This is a genomic window from Arthrobacter sp. TJ-178, assembly GCF_058269275.1.
Genome location: NZ_JBZCNK010000002.1, coordinates 348,859 through 372,896 on the forward strand (window position 1 = coordinate 348,859; position 24,038 = coordinate 372,896).

Genomic DNA, 24,038 nt, shown 5'->3' on the forward strand with positions numbered 1-24,038 from the left:
CCGTATGCGCGTTCTGTTGGGGCTGTAAATACGGAACTGCACCACGGGAACGGGCTTCCGCTGTGCAGTTGGCCAAAAGGAAAGGCCCGGGTTGAGCTATGCCCGGGCGGCCAGCACCGCCGAATAGAGTTCACGCTTGCTGATCCGGGCATCCTCGGCCACGGTGGCCACGGCATCCTTGAGGCGTGCGCCCTGGGCAACCAGTCCGTTCACTGCGGCCACATGGTCTTCGGGCAGTTCCGGTGCGGCTTCACCGGCGCCGGCCACGACGACGGCGATCTCGCCGCGGATTTCGGCCGCCTCGGCCCATTCCAGCAGTTCGCGCAGCGGGGCGCGGAGCACCTGTTCGTGCAGCTTGGTCAGCTCGCGGGCGACGGCGGCCCGGCGGTCCCCGCCGAACGCAGCGTCCAGCGCACGCAGCATGGGCTCCAGGCGGTGCGGAGCCTCGAAGAACACCATGGTGCGCTGCTCCCCGGCCAGTTCCGCCAGCCGGGCACTGCGCTCACCGGCCTTGCGGGGCAAGAAGCCCTCAAAGCAGAAACGGTCGGTCGGCAGCCCGGACAGCGCCAGTGCGGTCAAGACTGCCGACGGACCCGGAGCCGCGGTGACGGTTAGGCCTTCCTTGGCAGCCGCCTCCACCAGCCGGAAGCCGGGATCGGAGACTGCCGGCATACCGGCGTCGGTCACCATCAGCAAGGTGGCGCCGCCGCGCACCATCTCCAGCAGATCCGCAGTGCGGGTTGCCTCATTGTGCTCGTGGTAGCTGATGATTTTGCCGGTGGTGGTGATCTTCAGGGCCGAGACCAGGCGGTGGAGGCGGCGGGTGTCCTCGGCGGCAATGACGTCGGCGGTCTCCAGCAGCGCGATCAGACGGTTGGTGGCGTCCCCCATGTTGCCGATGGGCGTGGCGGCCAGGACAATCTGTCCGCCGCCGGTGCCGGCGGCAGCGCCGGTCTTGCCGCCGTCGTGCTGGGTGCTTTTGGAGGTGTCCGGGCCGGGAGTCTGCTTGCTGGAATTCACCATCTAACCCTACGCGAGTTGGGGACGCCGCACGCCCGGCGGCCCCGATAGAGTGGGCGGGTGAACCCGACCGTGAGCGAGACTCCAGCCGCCGGAGCAGCACCGCTGGTGCAGGATCCTCGGAGCGCCTTCAGCGTCGGCCAGCTGCGCAACAGGCTGCTGGGCTGGGCGCCGGGCACCACCCTGACGCTGGGCGTGTGGGGCTGGCTCCTGCCGCTGATCTCTGCCGTGATTGGCGCAGTGCTGCGTTTTGTCCGGCTGGGGGAACCCCGCTCGCTGGTCTTTGACGAGACGTACTACGTCAAGGACGCCTACTCCTATCTGGTCTCCGGCTACGAACGGCAGTGGCCCGAAAACGCGAACGATTCCTTCAACTCGGGCATCCCCGACGTGTTGCTTACCGACCCCGAATACGTGGTGCATCCGCCGGTCGGAAAGTGGATGATCGCCGCGGGGATGGCACTGTTCGGCTCGGACAACAGTTTCGGCTGGCGCTTCTCCGCCGCGCTGACGGGCGCCCTCACCGTCCTGCTGGTGGGCCTGATTGCCGTCCGGCTGTTCCGCTCCCCGCTGCTGGGCGGGGTGGCCGGGTTGCTCCTGGCTGTCGACGGCCACCACCTGGTGCTCTCGCGTGCCTCGCTGCTGGATGTTTTCCTGACCTTCTGGCTGGTGGCCGCCTTCGGCGCCCTGCTGCTGGACCGCGACGACGGCCGGCGACGGCTGGCTCGCGCCCTCGCCGCCGGGCCGGGGGGCGGCCGCGGAGACGGCCCGCCGTCGTCGGACGCCCTGGTGTACGGACCGTGGCTGCTCTGGCGCCCCTGGCGCCTGGCCGCAGGAATCTGCCTGGGCCTGGCGGTGGGAACCAAATGGTCCGCGCTGGCCTTCGTGGCAGTCTTTGGCCTGATGACCGTGCTGTGGGACGTCAACGCCCGCCGCGTCGCGGGCATCCGGTCATGGCCCGTGGCCGGACTGTTCAAAGACGGGGTGCCGGCGTTCTTCACCGTCATCCCCGCAGCGGCATTGACCTACCTGGCCTCCTGGACCGGATGGCTGCGCTCCGCTGACGCGTACGGACGGAACTGGGCTCAGGACCACCCGTCCGATACCTGGGGCTGGCTGCCGGACTCGCTGCGGTCACTCGCGGAGTACCACCGCAGCGCGTACGCCTTCCACAACGGGCTCAGTTCCGACCACGACTACGAAGCCAGCCCCTGGACCTGGCTGGTCATGGGCCGCCCCACGTCCTTCTTCTACGAATCCGCCACCAACGGCGTCAGCGGGTGCACGGTGGACAGCTGCTCCACGGCCATCACCTCGGTGGGCAATCCGCTGATCTGGTGGTCCGCCGCCGTGTCCCTGCTGGTTCTGCTCTTCTGCTGGCTGGGCCGCCGTGACTGGCGGGCCGGGGCCCTTCTCGCCGGAATCGCGGCGGGCTATCTTCCCTGGTTCGCGTATCCGGAACGCACCACGTTCTTCTTCTACGCCGTTTCTTTTGAGCCGTTCCTGATTCTTGCCCTGACCTATGTGCTGGGGCTGATTCTGGGCCCGGATTCCGCCCCGGTAGTGCGCAAATGGACCGGTGCGGCAGTGGTTGCACTCTTCATCCTGGCGGCCGTTTTAGTGTCCGCATTCTTCCTTCCGGTCTGGACGGCCGAAACAATCCCGTATTCTGACTGGCGGCTCCGCATGTGGATGCGCAGCTGGATTTAGTCTCATTACCCATGTGCCCTGCACAGAAAGAGAGGCCAACGGTGCGCGAATCCGCCACTGATTTACTGGTCCATCTCCCCGAGAAGTCGAACATCACTGACATCCTGGTGGGACTGCATGCAAAGACCCCCAACCATCCCCTGTTCTCGCTGAAGAGTGACAGCGGCTGGAAAGACATCACTGCCGATGACTTCCTGACGTCCGTGAGTGCACTGGCCAAGGGCCTGATCGGCCTCGGGGTGAAGCCCGGTGACAGCGTGGCTGTCATGTCCAAGACCTGCTACGAGTGGACCCTGGTGGACCTCGCCGTATGGTTTGCCGGCGCCGTCACAGTGCCCATATACGAAACCTCATCCCCCTCGCAGGTGGAGTGGATCCTGGAAGACTCCGGCGCAGCCCATGTCTTTGTCCAGGATGCCCGCAAAGCCGCGATTGTTTCGGCTGCTGCGGATTCCGGAGATTTTGACGTCTCGCTGTGGATGATGAAGGCCGACGGAGCAGAAGCCTCCTTTGCCGAGCTCATCGCTGCGGGCTCAGATGTTGATGATGACCGCCTCGAAGCGGCACGGACCGCGGCCGGACTTCAGACCGTGGCCTCCATGGTCTACACCTCCGGAACCACGGGACGGCCCAAGGGCTGCGAAATCACGCACGGCAACTTTGCCCTGTTTGGCGTGAACATTGTGCAGTTCCTTCCGGAAATGCTTAAGGCCAAGGACGTCAGCACGCTGATGTTCCTGCCGCTGGCCCATGTGCTGGCACGCGCCGTCCAGGTGGGCTGCCTGGCAGCAGGAGTGCGGGTGGGCCACTCCGGCAGCGCCGCAGACCTGATGGGCGACCTGAAGAGCTTCCAGCCGACCTTCCTGCTGGCCGTGCCCCGGATCTTCGAGAAGATCTACGCCGGAGCCCAGCAGTCCGCGGAAGCCGCCGGCAAGGGCAAGCTGTTCACCGCTGCCGCGGACACCGCCGTCGCATACTCAACGGCCCTTGATTCCGCAGCCCGCGGGGGCAAGGGACCTTCCCTGGCCCTGAAGGCGCGCCACGCCTTCTTCGACAAAACGCTCTATCCCAAGGTCCGCAACGCGTTCGGCGGCAAGGCGGCCTTTGCGATCAGCGGCGCCTCTGCCCTGAGCCCGCAGCTCTCGCACTTCTTCCGGGGTGCGGGCGTCATGGTCCTGGAAGGTTACGGCCTGACCGAAACCACGGCGCCGGCAACGGTAAACACCGTCCCGCTGGCCCGCGTGGGCTCGGTGGGACTGCCGCTGCCCGGCAGCCGGATCCGCATTGCCGACGACGGCGAGGTCCTGATCGGCGGCGCCGGCGTCTTCAAGGGATACCACAACAACCCTGAAGCCAACGCTGCCGCTTTCAGCGGCGAGTGGTTCCATTCCGGTGATGTCGGTTCCCTGGACGACGACGGTTTCCTGACCATCACCGGCCGGAAAAAGGACATCCTGGTCACCGCCGGCGGCAAGAACGTTGCCCCGGGTCCGCTGGAGGAGAAAATCCGTGAGCACCGCCTGGTGTCCCAGGTGGTGGTGGTGGGCGAAGGGCGCCCGTTTGTGACGGCGCTGCTGACCCTGGATGAAGACGCACTGGCAGCGTGGGGACGGGAAAACGGCTCATCGACGACGCCCGCGTCCGCCGGAGACGATCCCCGGATCCGCGCCGCACTGCAGGAAGCCGTGGATGCAGCCAACGCCACGGTTTCCCAGGCGGAGCAGATCCGGAAGTTCGCCGTCCTGCCGAAGGACTTCTCGCTGGAGTCCGGCCATCTGACGGCAACCCTGAAGCTGCGCCGCAATGCTGTTATTGCCGATTACTCCGCTGAGGTGGAAAAGCTCTACCTCAAGTAGGAGTTCCGGCCGCACAAAAAAACTGCACGTCCCCCAAGCGGGAACGTGCAGTTTTTTGTTGTGCGGGGTGCTTTTTTGTTGTGCGGAGTGCTGCGGGTGTGTCGCCTAGACCGCTTCGAGCGAGTCGAGGTACCGGCGGCGGGCTTCTTCCTGCTTCCGGCGTGAGCGTTCGCGGCGGGCCTTGGTGGGCCAGGCGGCGATCATCACGACGATGCAGACCACGAGCACCAGCGCGGCAATGACAATCCCCGCGTCCATCCAGAACTGGGCCGGGAAGAGCCGGATGAGGGTGTCATCCATGCGGAAGGTCCAGTTGCCGTTGGCGAAGAAGATCGAGTGGACCTGGGTGAAGAAGCTTTCCCAGCCCATGACGGCCAGGACAATCAGTCCGCCCACCAGCACCAGGGTCACCACGGATCCGGAGAAGAGTGCACGCCGGATTCCGCCCGGCCTGCGCTTCGCCAGGTAAAGGCACCCGAGCAGGCTCAGCACCGCCATGACCAGTGCGGTCACAAAGACAACGGTCAGAACCGTCTTGACGTCCGCCATATGGCTGACTTCGCTCTCCAGGTACAGCGGTTCGCCGCCCGCCGTCACCAGATCGCCCAGGTAGCGGGCGCCGGAGAAGTTCAGCAGGTAGTCCACCGCGTAGGACCCATAGGTCACCCGGTCATCCGTGGTGAACCCGTAGCTGTCCGCCGGGAAGCCCGGACGGTGGTACTCGGCCCACAGGAACAGCGGAGTGGCCACCGCCCGGATGGCGGCAGCCAGCAGCATGACCGGGAAGAAGACGGCGATCATGACCTGCAGGATACGGGCCAGCACGGGCTTGGTGGTGCCAGCCCGCTCACGCTCCTCGGCGCGGCGGCGGATTTCCTCTTCGGAAATGTCGTCATCGGCAGGCCGGAGACGGGCTGCGGCCGGGATTTCCGCTGCAGCCGCTTTGTCGGTCTTTACGGCCTTGGGAGCTTCAGCCCGCCCAGCGGCAGCTGTGCGAACTTCAGCGTCACGAACGTCAGCGGTTTTTCCTGCTTCGGAATTGCCCGGGCGGCGGGAATCCGAGACCGGTGCGGTGCTGAAAGGTGCAGTGCTGATGGGCGCAGTCCGGGGCGAAGCAGCCGAAGCTGCGGACACGGGTGCTGCCACGGAAGCCGAAACGGGTGCTGCCGGTGCTGCATCAGTTTTGCGTGCTTCGCCGTTCTTGCGTGCGGCGTCCGTGGTGGGTGCTGCTGTGTTAGGCGCGGCCTCCGTTTCAGAGGCAGGCTCGGTTTCAGGGGCAGGCTCCGTTTGAGGTGCACCGTCAACCTTGGTCACCCGGGGTGCGGCCGCCGCCTTGGGCACGGGGAGCGCCTCGGTATCCGTGTGCTCCGCTGCGGCGGCCCCCGCCGGCTTTGATGCGGAGATGGTGTCACCGGGATCAGTGTTCCCGGCCCCGTTCCGCTCGTCTTCGGGGAGGTCCTCATACTCGCTGAAGCTGGGCAGGGTACCGGCGCTGCGCATCGGCAGCGCACTGCTCTGAGCGGAGGCGGGATGGTCTGCGGGAACCTCGGCATGAGCTGAGCGTCCGGCTGAGGATGCGCCCTGCTGGCCAGCTTCGGGAACCGTTCCGGCTCCGGCGAAGGCCGCATCCCAGTCATCATGTTCCAGGTTCTTGTTGCGGGTTTCCGCCGCGGAACCGTCCTTGTCAGCGGAAGCTCCGGAAACGCCGTCGGCTGCTTCGGAACCGGAGCCTTCGGCGTGGTCCCCGCTCACAATGGTTTCGCTCGCATCGCTGAGCTCGCGGCCGGCGCCGGCGCCCTGCTCCGGCCGGTCCTGCCCGGGTTCGGCGGAGCCTTTGGGCGTGGGGTGTTGCTGGGGGGTATCGTCCTGGCTTGCCACTACTTCCTCTTTCACTTACCTGGCCTGTGCATCATGGCCTGTTTGCGGATACCGATGGGCTTTTGCGGTTCCATTCACCTTCGAGCCTACCGGGAGAGGCATCGCCCAAGCCGTCGCCACCCCGCATCACCGGCACAGTGATTGGACCCGGCGATCTTTTGCGGTGTCTTCGGCTGGTGCTGTCCCCGGTTGTGCGTTCGGCGTTCACGCAGTGCGCAGAGCATCTGAGCTGTCGCGGCGGGACAGGTCACCGCGGTGGCCGGCAAGGTACGCCCGCCTGCCCAGGATGAGGGTGTACGCCCAGTAGGCACCGAGCAGGGCCGCTCCGATCCCGATCCGCAGCCAGGCCGGCAGGGGCGAGGCGGTGACGAAGCCTTCCACCAGGCCGGAGAGGAACAAGACGATCACGAGTCCCAGGGCCACCGTGAACAGCGACCGTCCCTCCGCGGCAACTGACACGCTTCGCGTCCGCCGGCCCGGCGCCACCCAGGCCCAGAAAATCCGCAGACCGGCAGCCACGGCAATGAACACTGCCGTCAGTTCCATGAGGCCGTGCGGCAGGATGTAGCTGAAAAAGACATCCAGCTGGCCGTACGCCGCCATGGTGCCGCCGGCCACGCCCACGTTGAGGGCATTTTGGTAGAGGACGTACGGACCCCAGATGCCGCTGATCCCAAAGGCGACTGCCTGCAGCGCAATCCAGGCGTTGTTGGTCCACACCTGTCCGGCGAAGGACGCCGCCGGATTCTCCGTGTAATAGCCGGCAAAACCGCTCTGCACATACTGTGCCACCTGCTCGTCCGAGCCCAGGGCGGCGGAAATGACACCGGGGGTGGTCGCTGCCCAGAGACCGAAGAGCCAGGCGGCCAGGATGAAGGCTGCGCCCACGGCCACGGTCAGCCAGCGGATGCGGTAGAAGGCGGCCGGCAGCGCAAAGACAAAGAAGTTCGCCAGATCTTCGGCAAAGTTGGAACGGGCACCCGTAAAACGGGTGCGTGCGCGGGAGAGCCGCATGGACAGCGCAGCGGACAGTGCCCCTTCCGGTGCCACCGACCGGACCATGGACAAATGGGCCGAGGCGCGCTGGTACAGGGTCAGCAGCTCGTCCGCTTCTTCTCCGCTCAGACGGCGGCGGGCGGCGAGTTCATCGAGCCGTTTCCAGTCCGGGGCGTGCACGGCACTGAACGCATCCATATCCACGGTTACACCCTAGCGCTGGGTACAGTGGAGTTCCCATCACCAACTGCCGGCCAGCAGGAGGACTTTTGAGTTCCATCGTCACCGGAGAGGCGGTTGTCCTGGAGCTGCGCCCGGCATCATTTGCCGCCCGTGCGCTGAGTTCCATCATCGACGTCGCTGCCCAGGCGGTGGTGCTCCTCGGGCTGCTGCTGCTTCTGGGACAGACGCTGGGCGAGTCGGTTGATCCCGCCCTGGCCCAGGCCCTGATTCTGACCCTCGTTGTCCTCGTCCTGGTGGGGGTTCCGGCAGCGGTGGAGACGGTGACCCGCGGCAAGTCGCTGGGCCGCCTGGCCATGGGACTGCGCATAGTGCGCGACGACGGCGGCGCCGTGCGCTTCCGCCACTGCCTCATCCGCAGCATGACGGCCGTGCTGGAGATCTACCTGACGGCGGGCTCCGTCGCGTTTATCGTGGCCCTGTTCAATGACAAGTCCAAGCGGGTGGGAGACCTGATGGCCGGCACCTACGCGCTCCGGGAGCGGGTCACAGCTCCCCCGCCGCAGCAGGTTTCCATGCCCCCGTGGCTGCGGGGCTGGGCAGGTCTTGCGGACATGGGCAGGTTCCCGGATGCCCTGGCCCGGCGGGTGTCCCGGTTCCTGGTGCAGGCGCCCCGGCTCTCGCCGCAGGCACGCACCGCCCGTGCTGCCGAACTCGCCGCGGAGGTCTCGGCCATCGTGTCGCCGCAGCCGCCTCCCGGAACCGCGGCCGAGGACTTCCTCAGTGCCGTGGTGTCCGAACGCCGGGACCGGGATTACGCCCGGATGGCCCGGCAGCGGCAGCACTCCGAACAGGTGGGACAGCGCCTGCACCGGCTGCCGTTCGATCAGTAGGAAGTACTCACGCAGCAGGGGCTACTGCTTGGGCTGGCTGATCCATTCCGACCACGGCACGTTCCAATCACCGAAGCCGTCCCATACGAACATGGGACCGTAGCCGGTGTTCAGCACCTGGACCACGTCTCCGGCGTCGAAATTGTCGTAGATGTACTTGGCGCCTTCGGGGCTCATTCCAATGCAGCCGTGGGAAACGTTGGCGCGGCCAAGCACCGGTTGCGCGGAGGGCAGCGCCTCGTGGATAAACGCCCCGCCAAGGGAAAGTCGGGAGGCGCTGTGCGCCGTGACCGGCTCGTAATAGTGTTCGTCGCCGGGCTTGAGCCCGATCGATTCCGCCCGGAACGGGATGGACTCGTGCTGGTCCATGATCACGTGGTAGCCCGTGGTGGACGGCCAGTCTTCAGTGCCCAGGGTGACGGGGAAGGTCTCGGTGAGTACGCCGTCGATATACACGCGCATCATCTTGTCCGCGTTGTCCACCACGGCCAGCCGGTTGTTGTGGGTGGTGAAGCTGGAGGTCTGGTTGAAGTTCCCGATCATTCCGTTGCCGAAGTCCACGCCCAGAAGCTTCATGTCCACGGTAATGGTGCTCTGCGGCGCCCAGAATTCCTCGGCCCGGTACCGCACCTTGGTGTCGCTGATCCAGTAGAACGCGCCCGTCTGGCCCGAGGAGGACGTAACGGTAATGGCCTTCTCCACGGCTTCCTTGTTCAGGACGGGTTCGCTGAAGGTCAGCTCCAGAGGCTGCCCGGTTCCCACCGTGGACCCAGGCGAGGGATACATCACGGCATTTGCCTCGTTGGCGGTGGAGACGGTGCTGAACTTCCGGGTCTGCGAGGTGGTGTCACCGTTCGCATCGGCCAGTGAATACGTGAGGGTGTACGGCGTGTTGAACTCAAGCGCACCCGTGGCGGTCCAGACCGTCCCTCCCGCGCTCAGCTCACCGGGAACCGGCTCTCCGCCGGCGGTGGGTACCAGCTTGGCTTCCTTCAGGGTCCCCTGCCGCACGGTGATGGCCGGAACCGTTGTCGGGTTCACTTCCAGGGCGTCCGCTTCCGGTGTGACAACGGCTACCGGTTCGGGCACGGCGGGTTTGGACGCCGTGGGCTTTGCCGAAGACGTCGCCGCTGAGCCGGAATCTCCGGAGTTCTCCGCAACAACGGAACACGACGTGAGGGCGCCGCCGCCCAGAAGAACAGATCCTGCAAGCACGGAACTGATGAGCCAGCTCCTGCGCCAGTTTGTAGCCTTTGCCATAACCGCTAACCAATGCTTCCCGGGTGCTCTCGACAGATGTGGAGCGACCATAAGCTCCCCTTGCGAAATTTTACGTCATGGCGTCCGGAATGGAGTCCGCCGTGCCACTGCCCGCAGGCGTGTTCCAAGTAGTGCCCAAACTAGTACCGGTAATGCTCCGCCTTGTAGGGTCCGGCCACATCCACGCCCAGATATTCGGCCTGTTCCTTGGTCAGTTCGGTGAGTTCCACGCCGAGGGCATCCAGATGAAGGCGGGCAACCTTTTCATCGAGGATCTTCGGCAGGACGTACACCTGATGGGCGTAGCCGCCGTCGTCAACGGACGTGCCGTGCTTGGTGAACAGCTCGATCTGCGCGATGGTCTGATTCGCAAAGGAGTTGCTCATGACGAAGGACGGGTGGCCGGTGGCATTGCCCAGGTTCAGCAGCCTGCCTTCGGACAGCACAATGATGCTGCGCCGGGCGTCGGTGCCTTCGTCGAAGATCCACTCGTGCACCTGCGGTTTGATTTCCACCTTGCGGATTCCCGGGATCGCGGCGAGGCCGGCCATGTCAATTTCGTTGTCGAAATGACCGACGTTGCCCACGATTGCCTGGTGCTTCATCCGGGCCATGTGATGGGCTCCGATGATGTCCTTATTGCCGGTGGCAGTGATGAAGATGTCACCGGTTGCCAGGACTGATTCCAGTTTGGCTACCTGGTACCCGTCCATTGCCGCCTGCAGCGCGCAGATCGGATCGATTTCGGTGACGATCACCCGCGCCCCCTGCCCCCGCAGTGCCTCGGCGGCACCCTTGCCGACGTCCCCGTACCCGCAGACCACTGCCACTTTCCCGCCGATCAGCGTGTCAGTGGCGCGGTTCAGGCCGTCCGGAAGGGAATGGCGGATGCCGTATCTGTTGTCGAACTTTGATTTGGTGACCGAGTCATTGACGTTGATCGCCGGGAAAAGGAGCTTGCCCGCGGCGGCCAGCTGGTACAGCCGCAGCACTCCGGTGGTGGTTTCCTCCGTGACGCCGCGAATGTTCCTGGCGATTTCCGTCCACTTACCCGGTTCCTGCTCCAGGGAGCGGCGCAGCACGTCAAGGATTACGGTGTATTCGTAGGAGTAACCGGGGTCCCCCTCCACGGGGTTCTCCGGAACGCCGCCGGCAGCCTCGAACTCCACTCCCTTGTGCAGCAGCATGGTCGCGTCGCCGCCGTCGTCCAGGATCATGTTCGGTCCCCCGGAGCCCTCCGGCCAGGTGAGGATCTGCCGGGCGGTCCACCAGTATTCTTCGAGGGACTCGTTTTTCCAGGCGAACACGGGAACACCGGCCGGCGCCTCGGGGGTACCGCTGCCGACGACGACGGCTGCGGCTGCCTCGTCCTGGGTGGAGAAAATGTTGCAGGAGGCCCACCGCACCTCGGCTCCCAGCGCAGTAAGGGTTTCAATGAGCACCGCCGTCTGCACTGTCATGTGCAGGGAGCCGGCGATCCGTGCGCCGCTCAGCGGCTGGGACGGCCCGTATTCGCGGCGGAGCGCCATCAGTCCGGGCATCTCATGCTCCGCCAGACGGATCTGGTGGCGTCCGGCTTCAGCCAGGGACAGGTCAGCTACCTTGAAATCGATGCCCACGCGCGTACTCCTCAGGTTGGAGTGTCAGAACCCTAGGCCGTTGACGCTACTCCAGGTGCCAGCAATACGGGGATGCCTTCCACCAAAACGTAATGGACCAGGTTGCCGTTGGCATCAGGGGCGGTCGAGACCAGTCCGCCGTCTTCCTGCCGGAGCGCGGAACCGGTGACCGGACAGCGTAAAACCGCCATGATGTTGGCAGTGAGTTTAGCCATGGATTGCAGCACTTCCTTGGATACGTTGAAGCCGCGCAGTAAGGCACGGCGCTGTCCCCCAGACTATCCCTTCCGCAGGGATCCGGTGCGGCTCTCAGCCCTCTTCGCGGAGCAGCCGCAAGTGGGAGCGCCGGGCCCCCGGAGTTTCTGCGGGCGGTTCCAGGGGCTGTTTGCCGTTGCGTTTGGGTGCATCGTCTGCCGAATGCTCACCGGCTTCCCGTACGGCATCGACTATCGCCGACAGCTCATCGCTGGTGGGAATGCGGGGCTGGCCGTCAAGGTCCAGCCGGACGACTTCCCATCCCAGCGGCACCGTCAGGCGGTCGGCATGGGCGTGGCACAAGTCGTAGCAATGGGGTTCGGCGTACGTTGCCAGGGGCCCCAACACCGCCGTGGAATCGGCATATACGTAGGTGAGGGTGGCTGCAGCAGCCTCTCGGCACGCTGACCTGGAGCACAATCTTAAGGATTCCACGGAGGATCACTTTACCTGCAGCAGGCATCCGCCCCGGTCAGGCACGCCGGAGGAATGGACTGCTTAAAACCGGTGCCCCAGGACGGGTTTCAGCGGTTACAGTTCTTATATGTCCACCGGACCAACTCTCAGGGTGTATCTCGGCCCCGGCGAAGAGCCGTCCGAGTCCGATCCCGTGTCAGCGGGGCGTCCCTTCCGGCTCCGCCGCCGCAACCGGCACGGCCGCGGCCTGCGCGGGGAGCTCATTCCCGCTCACCTGGCCGGTTTCCGCTCACGTTCGGAGCGTTTTGACACGTGGGTGCTTGAATCCGCCCAGCGGCTGGAACGGCTCTGGGGCGAGGACATTCAGTCCTACCAGTTTGTGGTGCAGGATATTCCGCCCGGGCTTGAGGAGCTGGCTGCATCCGGCGGGAATATCCCCTTCGGCGCGGGTTCTCCGGCATCCGGTCCCAAACCCGCCGTCATTACGGTGTACCGGCATCCGGTGGAGTCTGCAGCGCGCGGACTGGTGCCGGTCAGCGAACTGATTCACGACGTCGTAGTGGAACAGCTGGCCACGCTGCTGGGGATGGACCCGGAAACCGTTGACCCGACGTACGGACGGTTCCGTCCGCTGTAGGCCCCGCCGGTCTTAGTAGCCCAGTCCCACCGGGACGCTGGTGCCGCCTACGCTCCCCTTCGGCAGCGGCAGCACGGAGAGCCCGTCGCCCTTGGAGGCGGTCAGGACCTGCGCACCGTACACCGCGTCGCCGGTGGCATTAATCAGCACAGCGGCAAGACCCGGGCCGACGCCGGCAGCAGGCACGGTGACAGTGGTTCCCGCAGCAACACTGATGATTTGCTCGGCCCCGAGGCTGCCGTCCGCGGCAACTCCGGTCAGGCGCACTTCGGCGGCACCGGCGGGAGCCGAAAAGCTCAGGTCAGACACGGAATCCGGGGGCAGGACTGCCAGATGATCACTGCCCAGCCGCTCTCCGGCCGGTGCTACGGCAAGGTCAACCGGTGCGTCAGCTTTGCTGCCGCGGCTGGTCACGGTGTCGGCGGTCACTGACACGTCCGCGGTAACCTCCACGGCGTAGGTCCCTTCGGGCAGGGCATCCAGGGGCAGCTGGCCTACGCTCCCGGCAGGAACAGTGAAGACGCCGCCGCCGGGAAGCGGGACCTCCCCGCCCGTGCCCAGGACCCTCACCGAAACCACCGCGTTGGTGCTGCCGGGTACGGCCACCTGGACAACCGGCGCAGCTGATTCATAGCCGCGTTCTGCGATTAGCTTCTTGGTGGCCGCCGGATCCTGGATGCGCACCCCGGTTATCACCTGCTGGGGAGCCGCAGCGGCCGCCGGCTGAATGAGTTCCACTCCTCCGGGCGTCAGGCCGCGGAGGATGCTTTGCTGCACCAACGCAGTTACCGGACCGCCCGAGCTGCGCACCCGGACAGCCAGGGCCGGTTCGTTTGCCGCAAGGCCTGCCAGCACAATGGATTTGGTCTGCCCCGGCGGTATCAGGATTCCGCGGGTACCGGTTCCTTCCACGCGGCCCTTCGAACCGTAAAGTTCCAGGTCAACCGTGGCGGCGCTCTCCGATGCGTTGGTCAGGCGCAGCACTGCGGTGGCCCCCACCGTCGTCCGAGCGCCCATGATCCACATATCGTTGCCCGGGGTCTGGCAGTTTGCTGCGGCAAGACCGGCAAGATCCCCGTCCCCGGCGGAGAAGCCCACCACGGCATTGGCAGTTGCCTGCAGTGTCCCGGACGGTTCGGCGCTGAGGACAGAGACCTCACCAACAGGGAAGTTGCCCAGAATGCCTGCGCTTCGTACGCCTGCCAGCGGCTCGGCATCCGGGGCGTCCCCGGCGATTGTTTTCAGTTCAGTGCTGCCGTCCGCCTTCAGCAGCGAAGAGGTCGGAACGGGGGTGCCTGCACCGCTGAGAACGACGGCGCTGAGCGAGGTTTTGGCAGATCCGGACACCGGATTGAACTGGGGATCCGTTCCGGCCACGCTGCCGGCCAGCAGGCGCAGCGGTTCAGGGCAGACGGCAGTCAGCGGTGCGGCAGGAACATCGGCGGCAGGAATCTGCACGGATTTGCCCGCGCTGCCGGGATCGACCGCGAGGGACCCGCCCACTACGGCAGCACCTGCAGCTAAAACCAGGAAAGCAGCCGCGGCGGTGCCGGCCTGCTGCCGGCGACGCTTCCGACGGACGAGCAGCTCCACCCGGCGCTCCGGAGAATCTTTCTTCGCTGCAGCTTTTTCCTTGACTGCAGGCCGCTCCTTAGCCGCGGCCTTTTCCTCAGCCGCAGTATTTTTGATCGGCGCAGTCTCTTCGAGCGGCGAAGTCTTGCCGGTCTCCTCATGGGATCCGTTGGTCTTTGCGGCGTCTTCCGCAGTCTGGTCGGCTCCGGCGCTCTCCGCGGATTCATTCTCCGGTCCGTTGTCAGGTACTGACGCTTCGTTCACTGCTCCGCCGGCGTCCGGCCGCTCATCCGGCGCTGCTTCACTGTCCGGCAACGCTTCACTGTTCGGCACCGCTTCGCTAGCCGGTGCGGCCTCGCCGTCCGGTACTGCCTCACTCTGCGGCGCAGGCGATGCACTCGTCTGCTTCCGGGCCCGGCGTCCGCTGGATTTATCTTTGCGGCTCATCAGCGCTGTCCTTCCGTTGCGCCGGAGTTTCCGGATGCATTGACTTTCTCAGCCCCGCCGCCAGCGGAAACCGTTACTGCTTCTTCTGCGCCAACGGGAACAGCCTGTTCGGGTTCCGGCTCAACGGCAGCCGCCCCGGCTGCCCCGGATTCGTCGGTCGGGGTGCCGGCTTCCGCGGCGGCTTCCGGTTCGCTGCGCACGGGCCCCTGCAGTCCGGGCAGCCGAACGGCACCGCTGTGTGCACGGATCGGCACAGCCAGGAGCACCGTGAGGGCCAGGAACAGGATCTGGGCGGCCTCAAGCCAGGGCTCCCACACGACGGCGTACTCGATATCCAGCTCGCCGCCTTCGGCAGGAAGCTCCCATGCCTGGGTCCAGTCTTCCGCTGTCACCTTTAACGGCACCCCGTTCAGTGTGGCTTCCCAGCCGGGATCGGCGCGTTCGGCCAGGACCAGCATCCGGCCCTCGGATCCGGCAGGGATGGAAGTCCTGACAGCGGTTCGTTCGGACGGAACCACCGCTTCAACGGTGCCGTCAGCGGCAAGGATGCGGACTCTGCCCGTCTGACCGGACAGCGCCTCGGTGCCCTGCTCGTCGAGCTGGCCGACAACCCGCCACAGCCAGCCGGAGCCGGTCTGCCCCACCGATGCCAGGCCCGGAACGGAATCCATCTTGTCCGCCAGCAGTTCGGCAGACGTGTCGGATTCCTGCAGGACCACGTACCCAACCCCCAGACGGGACAACTCCGCACGGGGGTCGGAGCCGGCACCTGCCGTGATGACTGCCACTGCACGGCGCAGATCCGCTGCAGCAGCGTCATCGCTGATAAGTTCTTCGCCGTTGACCGGGCCCGTGATGGAACGCGCGGCGTAAACGGTGGACAGGCTGTCCAGGGTGGTCCCGCCGTCGCGCATCAGGGCCGCTGTGACGTCATCGTTGTCGTCGGTTTGCAGCAGCAGGGTACGGGTGCGCTCGTCGCTGCTGCCCCGGTCCGCAGCGGTGGCAGGAAGCGTCCGTTCGGCGGCCGGGGACACCAGCGGTTCAGCCCCAAGGGCGCCGCCAATGCCCTGTGCCGTTGCGGTACCGGTGGCCAGTGGACCGCTGAACAGGACCATCCCTGCAACGGGGCCCAGCGCAAGCACGACCCCCAGCAGGACTGCTGCGGGACGCACGCCCCGTATCTTGCCCGACGCGCTGATCTTCCGCTTCGCACCGGCGCGAAGAAGCGCATCGCCGGCCAACAGGGCCGCGCACAGTTGGAGGAAAACGACGGCGGAGACCAGCGGGCCGGGGAAAGGCGTCACCAGCTCGCCCGGGGCGGCACCGGTGGCAACAAACGCGGACAGCCAGCTCAGGGCAAGGGCGGTGAGACTGAGGATCCAGGCCAGCCGGGCAAATCGTGCCCGGGCACCGGAAAACAGTGCAGCAGCCGAAAGGAACAGCACCGGAGCGCCGATCACCAACGCAACCACCAACGGCCAGGGTCCGGCCGTATCCATCAGCGGCAGGGTGCCGTGAACATCAAAGGCCAGGGGGAAACCCAGGAGCTGCTGCCACAGCGCGGCGGCGTCAAAACCCAGCGGCGTCCCGGGATCCGCGGCAAGGGCACGGGGGTTATCCAGCGTGGACACGGCAACCGGAAGCAGGAGGACCGCTGACGGGATCAGGGCCCACCACAGCGTGCGCGCCCGTCGTCCCAGGCGCACGGACAACAGCAGCACCGCAACCGCGGCAACCACGAGCAATACGGGTGCGGAGGCACTTACGGCGGCCAGCAGGAGCCCGGCGGCACCGGCGGCCGCCCAGCTGGGCTGCTTGCCGGTGCCGGGGCGCGGCCCCAGGCCCCGGCGGGGCTCGTTTCGTTCCGCACTCCGGGCAGCGCCGACAGCACGGATCACAGCCAGCACCAGCAGTGGCATCAGAATGTGGGCAATCAGCGCTCCGAGCCGGCCCTCCCCCAGAGCAACCTGCAGAGCAGGCGCTCCGCCCCAGAGCAGTGCAGCCCAGAAGCGCAGGCCCCGCCGGCCGGTCAGTGCTCCGGCGGCAATCCAGGCGGTGAGTCCGGCCAGAGGCATGGCGGTCAGCAGGAGAATGACGACGGCGGTGTTGGTGTTTCCGAGTCCGGCCGCCCCGAGCAGCCAGAGAACATAGTCAAAGGGATCCCCGTGCCCCGGGAAGCCGGAGCCGAGTTCAATCCACCATCCCGAGGCGTTGGACCAGATGTCTCCGAGGCTGCCGGAGAGCGGCAGCAGTGCGCCTCCCGCCACAGCGGATGCCCCGATCAGGCGGTACAGGCCAACCAGCGAGGCGGCCAGCAATATCAGCACAGCAGCTACGGCGCCGGTTCCTGTCCAGGACCGGGCCGGTGCCAGGGAGACGAAATCATCATGGAGATCACCGGTGGGCTCCAGCGAAGCGGGATCCAGGCTGGAAGCACCGGGAAGCAAAGGCTCGGCAGGCGGCGGCGCGGGCACCGCTCCCGGCGCCGAAAACGGAGCGGCCGAAGATTCGAAGAGTGAGCGGTGGTGTTCACGCACCTCGCGCCTGCGGGCCCGCAGGGAACGGACCGCCTTGCGCGGCCGGATCCGGGTAGCTGCTGCGCAGCGGCGGGAGCGGTACAGGTCAATGGGGCGCAGCACCGCACCGACGCTGGCGGCAAGGGAACCGAAGGCGTAGCCGGGGTCCTTGGCCAGCATGCCCAGGAAGAGCCTGCCGAAACCGCCCAGCACCGCTCCGGCAGCCAGGAACGGAACCTGCCACAGCGGCGCGTGCTTGAGCCGCAGGAAAATCTCGGCCCGCCGGGACACCCGGGCTGAGGCCGCGGTATTGGGTCGGCTGCCGGCGTGGCGCACCTTCGCGGCCGGAACAACGACGACGCGGTTCCCGGCCAGGCGGTTCCGCCAACAGAGGTCAACGTCGTCACCGGAGCCGGGCAGTGCGGGGTCGAATCCTCCCAGCGCTTCCCAGACGTCACGGCGCACCAGCATGCCGGCGGAGTTTACGGCGAAGACGTCGCTGCGCCCGTCGTACTGGCCCTGGTCCAGCTCATCGGCGTCGATCAGGGTGAGGCGTTCCGCCCACCGGCTGATCGACAGCCCCACGTCCACCAGCAGGCGGTCGTTGTTCCAGTCAACCTGCTTGGTGCCGGCGATCGTCACCGACGGTGCCCGTTCCACAGCCAGGAGCAGCTCTTCAAGTGCCTGGGGGGCGGGGGCTGAATCATCATGGAGAAGCCAGAGCCAGTCCACGGTTCCCGCGGCCGGATCCGGCGCTGAAAGCTCGGCCAGTCCGGCCCGGACAGCGGCCCCGAATCCGGCACCCGGAGGGGCGGCTGCAACGGGACTGCCGGCCGGCAGCCCGCGGCGAAGCAGGGCAGCGGAATTGTCGGTGGAACCGGCGTCGACGCCTACGTACAGCTGAGCGGGCCGGGTTTGTCCGGCCAGCGCCTCAAGCGTGGTGGGGAGGTAGTGCGCGCCGTTGTGGGCAACCACAACGGCACAAACGCGGAAGTGCGAAGGAATTAGACTGCCTGCTTCCGGAGCCGGCGGCGTTCCCGTTCGGAAAGCCCGCCCCAGATGCCAAACCGCTCGTCATTGGCCAGCGCGTATTCCAGGCACTGGGACCGCACGTTGCAGGCGGCGCAAACCTTTTTCGCGTCGCGGGTGGAGCCGCCCTTTTCCGGAAAAAAGGCTTCGGGATCTGTTTGGGCGCAGAGCGCATCCGACTGCCATCCCAGTTCGCCGTCGTCGTAATCGCTGAGGCCGGGCAGGCCAATCCAGACCGGCCGGGTGTCCTTCTCCGCAGGGGTGGAGAACAGTGCCACGGGCGGATCCAGCAGATCGGCTTCCTCCGTGTCCGGAGCCAGGGCTTCATGGGCGGCCAGGAAGGCAGTGGCCTGGTCTTCCAGCCCTGCGCTGTCCCGGCGGTAACGCTCTGCTGCTCCCGGGTCCGCGGGGTCCACATACCAGTCCACGGGCACGCCTCGAGAGCCGTAGCTGGCGGATGCCTGCGCGGCGATGGACTGGTCGTGTGTGTATTCTGCCTGCCCCATGGAAGTCCTCCCGGTGTTATTGTCCCTGCAGCGGATCTTTGAGCCCTGCCAGGCACAATCAGCCTGCGTGGAATGCATATTGTGGTGGATTGCTGGAACAAATCCGATACCTAATTACACGCGTGTAATACGATGCCGTCAAGCTGTTTCGGCATCTTATAGAGTCGAGACCTCAGAACCCGGGCACGCCACGCCCGGATTACCGCCCTTTTTACCGGCGCGTCGCGGCTGGCGCCCTCACGTCACAATTCGGTGCGGGGCGGCCAAGCGCCCGCTTCCCTCACATGGAGGGCAGCATTCCACCCTAATCATCACAGAAAAGAGCCCCCATGACCGGCAAAAAAACCGTTCCCGCCATCTTGTCCACACTGCGCACCCATCAGGCAACCTCCCCTGCACTCATTTGGTACGGTCCGAATTCTGAGCGGATTGAGCTCTCCGGCAAGGTGCTGGACAACTGGGTGGCCAAGACATCAAACCTGCTGGTGGATGAACTCGACGCGGAACCGGGCATCCGGATCCGGCTGGACCTTCCGGTGCACTGGAAAACCCTGGTGTGGGCCCTGGCCTCGTGGCAGACAGGTTGCACGGTGGTTCTCAGTGACGAGCCCGCCGGCACAGCTGCCGCGGACGTTACGGTCACGGACTCGCAGCAGGTGCTGGACGCAGCCGAGGGGACGGTTGTGGCAGTGGCACCGGGAGCGCTGGAGCTGCGCTGGTCCGGGGAACTTCCCGCCGCTGCGGTGGATTACGCGGCCGAAGTCCGCAGCTACGCAGACACTTATACGGGCGGGGACGACGCCGAAGATGGATACACTGCCCTGCACAGTTCGCTGGGCACCGGCACAACCCTGACTTACGCGCAGCTGGCCGAAACAGCCGACGGCGGCACCGCACAGACGCTGCTGGTTTCCGCGGCGGCGGACCTGCCGGAGGTATTGTCGGCGGCGCTCCGCGTATGGGCTGCCGGCGGAACGGTGGTGCTCGCGGGGGCCGGCGTCGAACTGACGGACCGCCTGCTGGCTGCCGAAAAGGTTACGGCGCAGCTGGAGGCGTAGATTCGCTCTCCAGGCGGGGCTCACCGGATGCGCGGCCTGCGGTGCGGTTGGCAGCGCCGCCGGTTCCGGCCTGCTTCGGTGAGTCTTCGTCCAGCAGCTCGTAGTCGTTCCGGAATCCGGGCTCTTCATCCAGCTCGGCGTTGAACACCCAGAAACGGTATGCGAAGAACCGCAGGATGGTGGCCACGCCAATACCCACGATGCCGGCGAAACCAAGCCATTTCGCGTCGGTGATGCCCATCGGGTACTGGGCCACCCAGGTGAAACCACTGGATATGACAATGCCTACGCCGTTAATAATGAGGAACAGCACCAGTTCGCGGCTCACATTGTTCTGGCGGCGGCGCCGGAAAGTCCAGAAGCGGTTTGCCACCCACGAGAACAAAGTTGCCACAACGGCGCTGATGATGCGCGCCTTGGTGGCACTGCCTTCCAGGGGTCCGTGGTAGAGGAGCCACCACAGCCCGTTGTCCACAACAAAGGCGAAAGCTCCCACGGTCCCAAACTTGGCTACTTCCCGCCAAAACAGCGAGGCCAAGCCCCTGATACGCGCAGACAGTGATGAAAACATGATCCTCCGAGGCCGTTGGTGCGCCGCCGGCCGGGATTGCCGAAGCTGGACACAGTAATCCGCTGCGTAGGGACAGGCAGACGGTAAGAACCAATATTACTCCCGTATTTTGGGAGTTCCCTGAACACGCAGGAGGGACCCCTCCGGCCAAAAGAGGTTTGCGGTAACTTTTCGGTAACCTAATGCTGTGACCTTTCCTATAATTGGCGTCGTCGGCGGTGGCCAGCTGGCCCGGATGATGGCCCCCGCAGCAGTGGCCCTTGGTTTCGAACTTCGAGTTTTGGCCGAGGGCCCTGACGTGTCCGCCGTGCCCGCCGTCGCCTCCTCCACGGTTGGTGACTACACCGATTTGGAAACGCTGCGCGAATTCGCAGCTGGCGTGGATGTGCTCACGTTCGACCACGAGCACGTGCCCGGAGCACACCTGCGCGTCCTGGCCGGCGAAGGAGTGAACGTGCAGCCCTCACCGGAGGCCCTGGTCCATGCCCAGGACAAGCTGGTCATGCGGGCGGCCGTTGACCGGCTGGGCCTTCCCAATCCGCGCTGGGCAGCGGTGTCCAGCGTCGGGGACCTGATGGACTTCGCCAAGGCCGCGGAATGGCCCGTGGTCCTGAAAACCCCGCGCGGAGGTTACGACGGCAAGGGCGTGCGGATCATTGCCGACGCTGATGAAGCAGCCCAAGCGGCCGACTGGTTCACGGGTGAACCGCTTCTGGCCGAAGAAAAAGTGCCTTTCAGCCGCGAACTTTCCGCCCTGGTTGCCCGAACCCCCGGGGGCACCGCGCTTCCCTGGCCGGTGGTGCATTCCATTCAGGTGAACGGTGTCTGCGATGAAGTCATTGCCCCGGCCCAGGAGCTGGACCCGCAGGTGGCGGAGGCCGCCCAGCAGGCCGCCCTGCGGATCGCCGCGGAGCTTGGCGTCACCGGCGTGATGGCCGTTGAGCTGTTCGAAACACCCGGACGGGGCGAGGGATTCCTCATTAACGAGTTGGCGATGCGCCCCCACAACTCCGGCCACTGGACCATGGACGGTTCCGTCACGGGCCAGTTTGAGCAGCATCTGCGGGCCGTCCTGGACCTTCCGCTGGGCGCAACCGATGTCCTGGGCGGCGTCGTCGTCATGAAGAACTACCTTGGCGGCGCAAATTCGGATCTGTTCAGCAGCTATGCTTCTGCACTGGCTGCCGAGCCGGCCGCCAAAATCCATAATTACGGTAAATCGGTCCGACCGGGCCGCAAGATCGGGCATGTCAACGTGGTGGGCCGCAGCGCTGCGGACCTGCCCCGGGTGCGGAGCAGCGCTGATCGCGCAGCTTCCATCCTCCGTGACGGTTCCGATACCCAGAAGGAGAATTCATGAGCATCCGCGACACCCCCCTGGTAGGACTCGTCATGGGCTCAGACTCCGACTGGCCCGTCATGGACGCCGCTGCCGCGGCCCTGGCCGAGTTTGGCATCCCGTATGAGGCCGACGTCGTGTCCGCCCACCGGATGCCCACGGAGATGATCGACTACGGCCAGCGCGCCCACCAGCGCGGCCTGCGGGTGATTATTGCCGGCGCCGGCGGCGCCGCGCACCTGCCCGGGATGCTGGCAGCGGTCACTCCCCTGCCCGTCATCGGTGTTCCGGTTCCCCTCAAGCACCTGGACGGCATGGATTCGCTGCTGTCGATCGTGCAGATGCCCGCCGGCATTCCCGTGGCTACCGTTTCCATTGGCGGGGCACGCAACGCGGGACTGCTGGCAGTGCGGATGCTGGCCGCCGGCACCGACCCGCTGGCGGCCAAACTTCAGCAGCAGCTGCTCGACTTTGCCTCCGGGCTGCGCCAGACGGCGCTGGCCAAGGGCGCCAAGCTGCGCACCTCCGTTACGGTCAGCGACTAGGGCCTTCCATGGACCCGAGGAACAACACCGACGCCATGCTGACGGACCCGGTCCGGAATCCGCAGTCGGCACCGCCGCGCACACGCACCAAACGGGCCTTCATCCTTCTCCTGCTGACACTGGTACTGCCCGGCGCAGCCCAGGTTGTGGCCGGCAACCGCAAACTCGGCCGCCGCACCCTGCAGGTAACCTTCACGGTCTGGGCGCTTGCCGCAGCTGCACTGGTGCTGGCCCTGACCAACCGCGCCATGCTGGTGAACCTTCTCACCAACGGCTGGTCCTCATTCCTGCTCATGGTGATCCTGGCCCTGCTGGCGGTGGGCTGGGCCTTCCTGTTCCTCAATACCCTTCGCATCATCCGGCCGCCCCTGCTGGAGAGACGGGTGCGTCCCCTGATCGCCGGCATGCTGGCGGTGCTGGTGGTGTGCACCAGCGGCGGCCTGGCCTACGGCGCCTACATGCTCAATGTCAGCCGCAACGCTTTCGGCAGCATCTTCTCCTCCGGCCCCTCCTTTGACCCGGTGGACGGCCGCTACAACTTCATGCTGATGGGCGGCGACGCCGGCGAGGACCGCACCGGGCTGCGCCCGGACAGCATGTCCGTCATCAGCGTTGATGCCAAGACCGGCAAGTCCATTACCTTCAGCCTTCCGCGCAACTTCCAGAACGCTCCGTTCCCGGAGGATTCCCCCCTGGCGGAGGTCTACCCGGACGGCTACAACTGCGGCGACGACTGCATCCTGAACAGCCTCTACCAGAACGTGATGGAGAACCATCAGGATCTGTACCCGGACTCGGCCGATCCCGGCGCCGAGGCGATGATGGACGCCGCGTCCGGCATCCTGGACCTGGATGTTCAGGCCTATGTGATTGTGGACATGGAAGGTTTCTCCAAACTCATCGATGCCATGGGCGGCGTCACCGTCAACGCCGGCGGGTGGGTTCCCATCACGGCCGGCGAAATCCCCGGAACCAACCGGCACTACCCGCCGGACGGCTGGATCGCCCCGGGCACGCAGAAGATGGACGGCTATACGGCCCTCTGGTATGCCCGCTCGCGGGAGTTCGTCACCGACTACCACCGCATCGCCCGCCAGCAGTGCGTCCAGCAGGCCATGGTGGCGCAGCTGGACCCCGCTACGCTCCTGACCCGCTTCCAGGCCATTGCTTCGGCCGGACAGCAGATCGTCAAGACGGACATCCCGCAGGACCAGCTCGGCAGCTTCCTTGACCTGGCTCTGAAGGCGAAGTCGCAGCAGATGGAGCGCCTAACCATCGGCCCGCCGGACTTCGGCACCGCAGAGGACAACTTTGTGACCTATCCGGACTTCGATCAAATCCGGACCCGTGTGGCCGCGATGATTGCCGGTCAGGAAGCAGAGCCCGCCAAAAAGCCCGCCGAGGAACCCGCCAAAGCTCCGGCCGAAGCTCCGGCCGAAGCTCCCGACGCAGAAGACGGCGGCGCAGCACCGGAGACTGCGCCTGAACCGGAAACGGACAGCACCGACATCGGGACGGAAACCGGACAGATCGCTGACCCGGCGCCGTCGGCGCCCGGACAGGAGGAAATTACTCAGGAATACCTGCAGTACCTCGCGGAGATTCAGGACGACGCCACGCTGGCAACCCTGCTGAACAACAACGGAGACTGCACCCCCGGCTAAGCGGACCAGCCCCTGATCCGCAGCCGTCGCCCGGACGGTCCCACGCAGTCCCACAACCTGTTGAAAAGAG

19 protein-coding genes are annotated in these 24,038 nt (G+C 66.0%); 8 read left to right on the forward strand and 11 right to left on the reverse strand.

Annotated elements, in window-relative coordinates:
* Positions 1 to 96 precede the first annotated feature (96 nt).
* Entirely contained in the window at positions 97 to 1,023 is a 927-nt protein-coding gene (rsmI, locus tag AC4D2Q_RS07845; protein WP_490945944.1) for a 16S rRNA (cytidine(1402)-2'-O)-methyltransferase, read from the reverse strand.
* A 57-nt stretch (positions 1,024 to 1,080) separates the two neighbouring features.
* Between rsmI and AC4D2Q_RS07850 the strand changes: the two genes are divergently transcribed.
* Positions 1,081 to 2,730 carry a dolichyl-phosphate-mannose--protein mannosyltransferase gene (locus tag AC4D2Q_RS07850; RefSeq protein WP_490945945.1) on the forward strand — a complete coding sequence of 550 codons (1,650 nt, stop codon included), beginning with the start codon at positions 1,081 to 1,083 and terminating at the stop codon, positions 2,728 to 2,730.
* Positions 2,731 to 2,771: 41 nt separating this feature from the next.
* On the forward strand, positions 2,772 to 4,586 hold the full coding sequence (locus AC4D2Q_RS07855; RefSeq protein ID WP_490945946.1) for an AMP-dependent synthetase/ligase: 1,815 nt from the start codon (positions 2,772 to 2,774) through the stop codon (positions 4,584 to 4,586).
* Between the two features lie 105 nt (positions 4,587 to 4,691).
* On the opposite strand, the gene AC4D2Q_RS07860 is transcribed toward AC4D2Q_RS07855, so the two are convergent.
* Both AC4D2Q_RS07860 and AC4D2Q_RS07865 read right to left on the reverse strand, forming a co-directional pair.
* On the reverse strand, positions 4,692 to 6,464 hold the full coding sequence (locus tag AC4D2Q_RS07860; protein WP_490945947.1) for a TIGR01906 family membrane protein: 1,773 nt from the start codon (positions 6,462 to 6,464) through the stop codon (positions 4,692 to 4,694).
* 204 nt (positions 6,465 to 6,668) lie between these two features.
* Positions 6,669 to 7,664, reverse strand: a complete 996-nt coding sequence (locus AC4D2Q_RS07865; RefSeq protein ID WP_490927124.1) for a stage II sporulation protein M — start codon at positions 7,662 to 7,664, stop codon at positions 6,669 to 6,671.
* A 65-nt stretch (positions 7,665 to 7,729) separates the two neighbouring features.
* Here AC4D2Q_RS07865 and AC4D2Q_RS07870 point away from each other — a divergent pair, with 65 nt between their 5' ends.
* Positions 7,730 to 8,533, forward strand: a complete 804-nt coding sequence (locus AC4D2Q_RS07870; RefSeq protein WP_490945948.1) for an RDD family protein — start codon at positions 7,730 to 7,732, stop codon at positions 8,531 to 8,533.
* 21 nt (positions 8,534 to 8,554) lie between these two features.
* Here the strand turns inward: AC4D2Q_RS07870 and AC4D2Q_RS07875 are convergent, their stop codons facing one another.
* The 4 genes from AC4D2Q_RS07875 to AC4D2Q_RS07890 form a co-directional block, all read right to left on the reverse strand.
* Positions 8,555 to 9,793, reverse strand: coding sequence for a L,D-transpeptidase (locus AC4D2Q_RS07875; RefSeq protein ID WP_490945949.1), 1,239 nt, complete (start codon positions 9,791 to 9,793; stop codon positions 8,555 to 8,557).
* Positions 9,794 to 9,933: 140 nt separating this feature from the next.
* Complete coding sequence (gene ahcY / locus AC4D2Q_RS07880; protein WP_490945950.1) at positions 9,934 to 11,412, reverse strand: adenosylhomocysteinase; 1,479 nt, start codon at positions 11,410 to 11,412, stop codon at positions 9,934 to 9,936.
* Between the two features lie 32 nt (positions 11,413 to 11,444).
* Positions 11,445 to 11,627 (reverse strand): hypothetical protein, encoded by a 183-nt coding sequence (locus tag AC4D2Q_RS07885; RefSeq protein ID WP_490945951.1) that lies wholly within the window; start codon positions 11,625 to 11,627, stop codon positions 11,445 to 11,447.
* Between the two features lie 94 nt (positions 11,628 to 11,721).
* Positions 11,722 to 12,102 carry a DUF3499 domain-containing protein gene (locus tag AC4D2Q_RS07890; RefSeq protein ID WP_490945952.1) on the reverse strand — a complete coding sequence of 127 codons (381 nt, stop codon included), beginning with the start codon at positions 12,100 to 12,102 and terminating at the stop codon, positions 11,722 to 11,724.
* A 109-nt stretch (positions 12,103 to 12,211) separates the two neighbouring features.
* Between AC4D2Q_RS07890 and AC4D2Q_RS07895 the strand changes: the two genes are divergently transcribed.
* Complete coding sequence (locus tag AC4D2Q_RS07895; protein ID WP_490945953.1) at positions 12,212 to 12,721, forward strand: metallopeptidase family protein; 510 nt, start codon at positions 12,212 to 12,214, stop codon at positions 12,719 to 12,721.
* Positions 12,722 to 12,733: 12 nt separating this feature from the next.
* Here AC4D2Q_RS07895 and AC4D2Q_RS07900 read toward each other — a convergent pair whose 3' ends face one another.
* Genes AC4D2Q_RS07900 through AC4D2Q_RS07910 form a run of 3 tightly spaced genes read right to left on the reverse strand, consistent with a single transcriptional unit; the run spans position 12,734 to position 18,791 of the window.
* Entirely contained in the window at positions 12,734 to 14,740 is a 2,007-nt protein-coding gene (locus AC4D2Q_RS07900; RefSeq protein WP_490945954.1) for a DUF5719 family protein, read from the reverse strand.
* Positions 14,740 to 18,231 (reverse strand): glycosyltransferase family 2 protein, encoded by a 3,492-nt coding sequence (locus AC4D2Q_RS07905; RefSeq protein ID WP_490945955.1) that lies wholly within the window; start codon positions 18,229 to 18,231, stop codon positions 14,740 to 14,742. Before AC4D2Q_RS07905 ends, AC4D2Q_RS07900 begins: the two co-directional genes overlap by 1 nt.
* Positions 18,232 to 18,260: 29 nt before the next feature.
* Complete coding sequence (locus AC4D2Q_RS07910) at positions 18,261 to 18,791, reverse strand: WhiB family transcriptional regulator (protein WP_490927115.1); 531 nt, start codon at positions 18,789 to 18,791, stop codon at positions 18,261 to 18,263.
* Positions 18,792 to 19,120: 329 nt separating this feature from the next.
* Between AC4D2Q_RS07910 and AC4D2Q_RS07915 the strand changes: the two genes are divergently transcribed.
* The gene (locus AC4D2Q_RS07915) at positions 19,121 to 19,849 is read left to right on the forward strand and encodes a TIGR03089 family protein (protein ID WP_490945956.1); all 729 of its coding nucleotides are present in this window, start codon (positions 19,121 to 19,123) and stop codon (positions 19,847 to 19,849) included.
* On the opposite strand, the gene AC4D2Q_RS07920 is transcribed toward AC4D2Q_RS07915, so the two are convergent.
* On the reverse strand, positions 19,827 to 20,420 hold the full coding sequence (locus tag AC4D2Q_RS07920) for a GtrA family protein (RefSeq protein ID WP_490945957.1): 594 nt from the start codon (positions 20,418 to 20,420) through the stop codon (positions 19,827 to 19,829). The two genes, AC4D2Q_RS07915 and AC4D2Q_RS07920, sit on opposite strands and share 23 nt — an antisense overlap.
* A 187-nt stretch (positions 20,421 to 20,607) precedes the next feature.
* On the opposite strand from AC4D2Q_RS07920, the gene AC4D2Q_RS07925 reads away from it, so the two are divergent.
* From AC4D2Q_RS07925 to AC4D2Q_RS07935, 3 genes are read left to right on the forward strand one after another with little or no spacing between them, the layout of a single operon-like run.
* Positions 20,608 to 21,780 carry a 5-(carboxyamino)imidazole ribonucleotide synthase gene (locus AC4D2Q_RS07925; RefSeq protein WP_490945958.1) on the forward strand — a complete coding sequence of 391 codons (1,173 nt, stop codon included), beginning with the start codon at positions 20,608 to 20,610 and terminating at the stop codon, positions 21,778 to 21,780.
* Positions 21,777 to 22,304, forward strand: coding sequence for a 5-(carboxyamino)imidazole ribonucleotide mutase (gene purE / locus AC4D2Q_RS07930; protein WP_490927111.1), 528 nt, complete (start codon positions 21,777 to 21,779; stop codon positions 22,302 to 22,304). The genes AC4D2Q_RS07925 and purE overlap by 4 nt, the downstream gene beginning before the upstream one ends.
* Before the next feature lie 8 nt (positions 22,305 to 22,312).
* The gene (locus AC4D2Q_RS07935) at positions 22,313 to 23,968 is read left to right on the forward strand and encodes an LCP family protein (protein ID WP_490945959.1); all 1,656 of its coding nucleotides are present in this window, start codon (positions 22,313 to 22,315) and stop codon (positions 23,966 to 23,968) included.
* Positions 23,969 to 24,038: the final 70 nt, after the last annotated feature.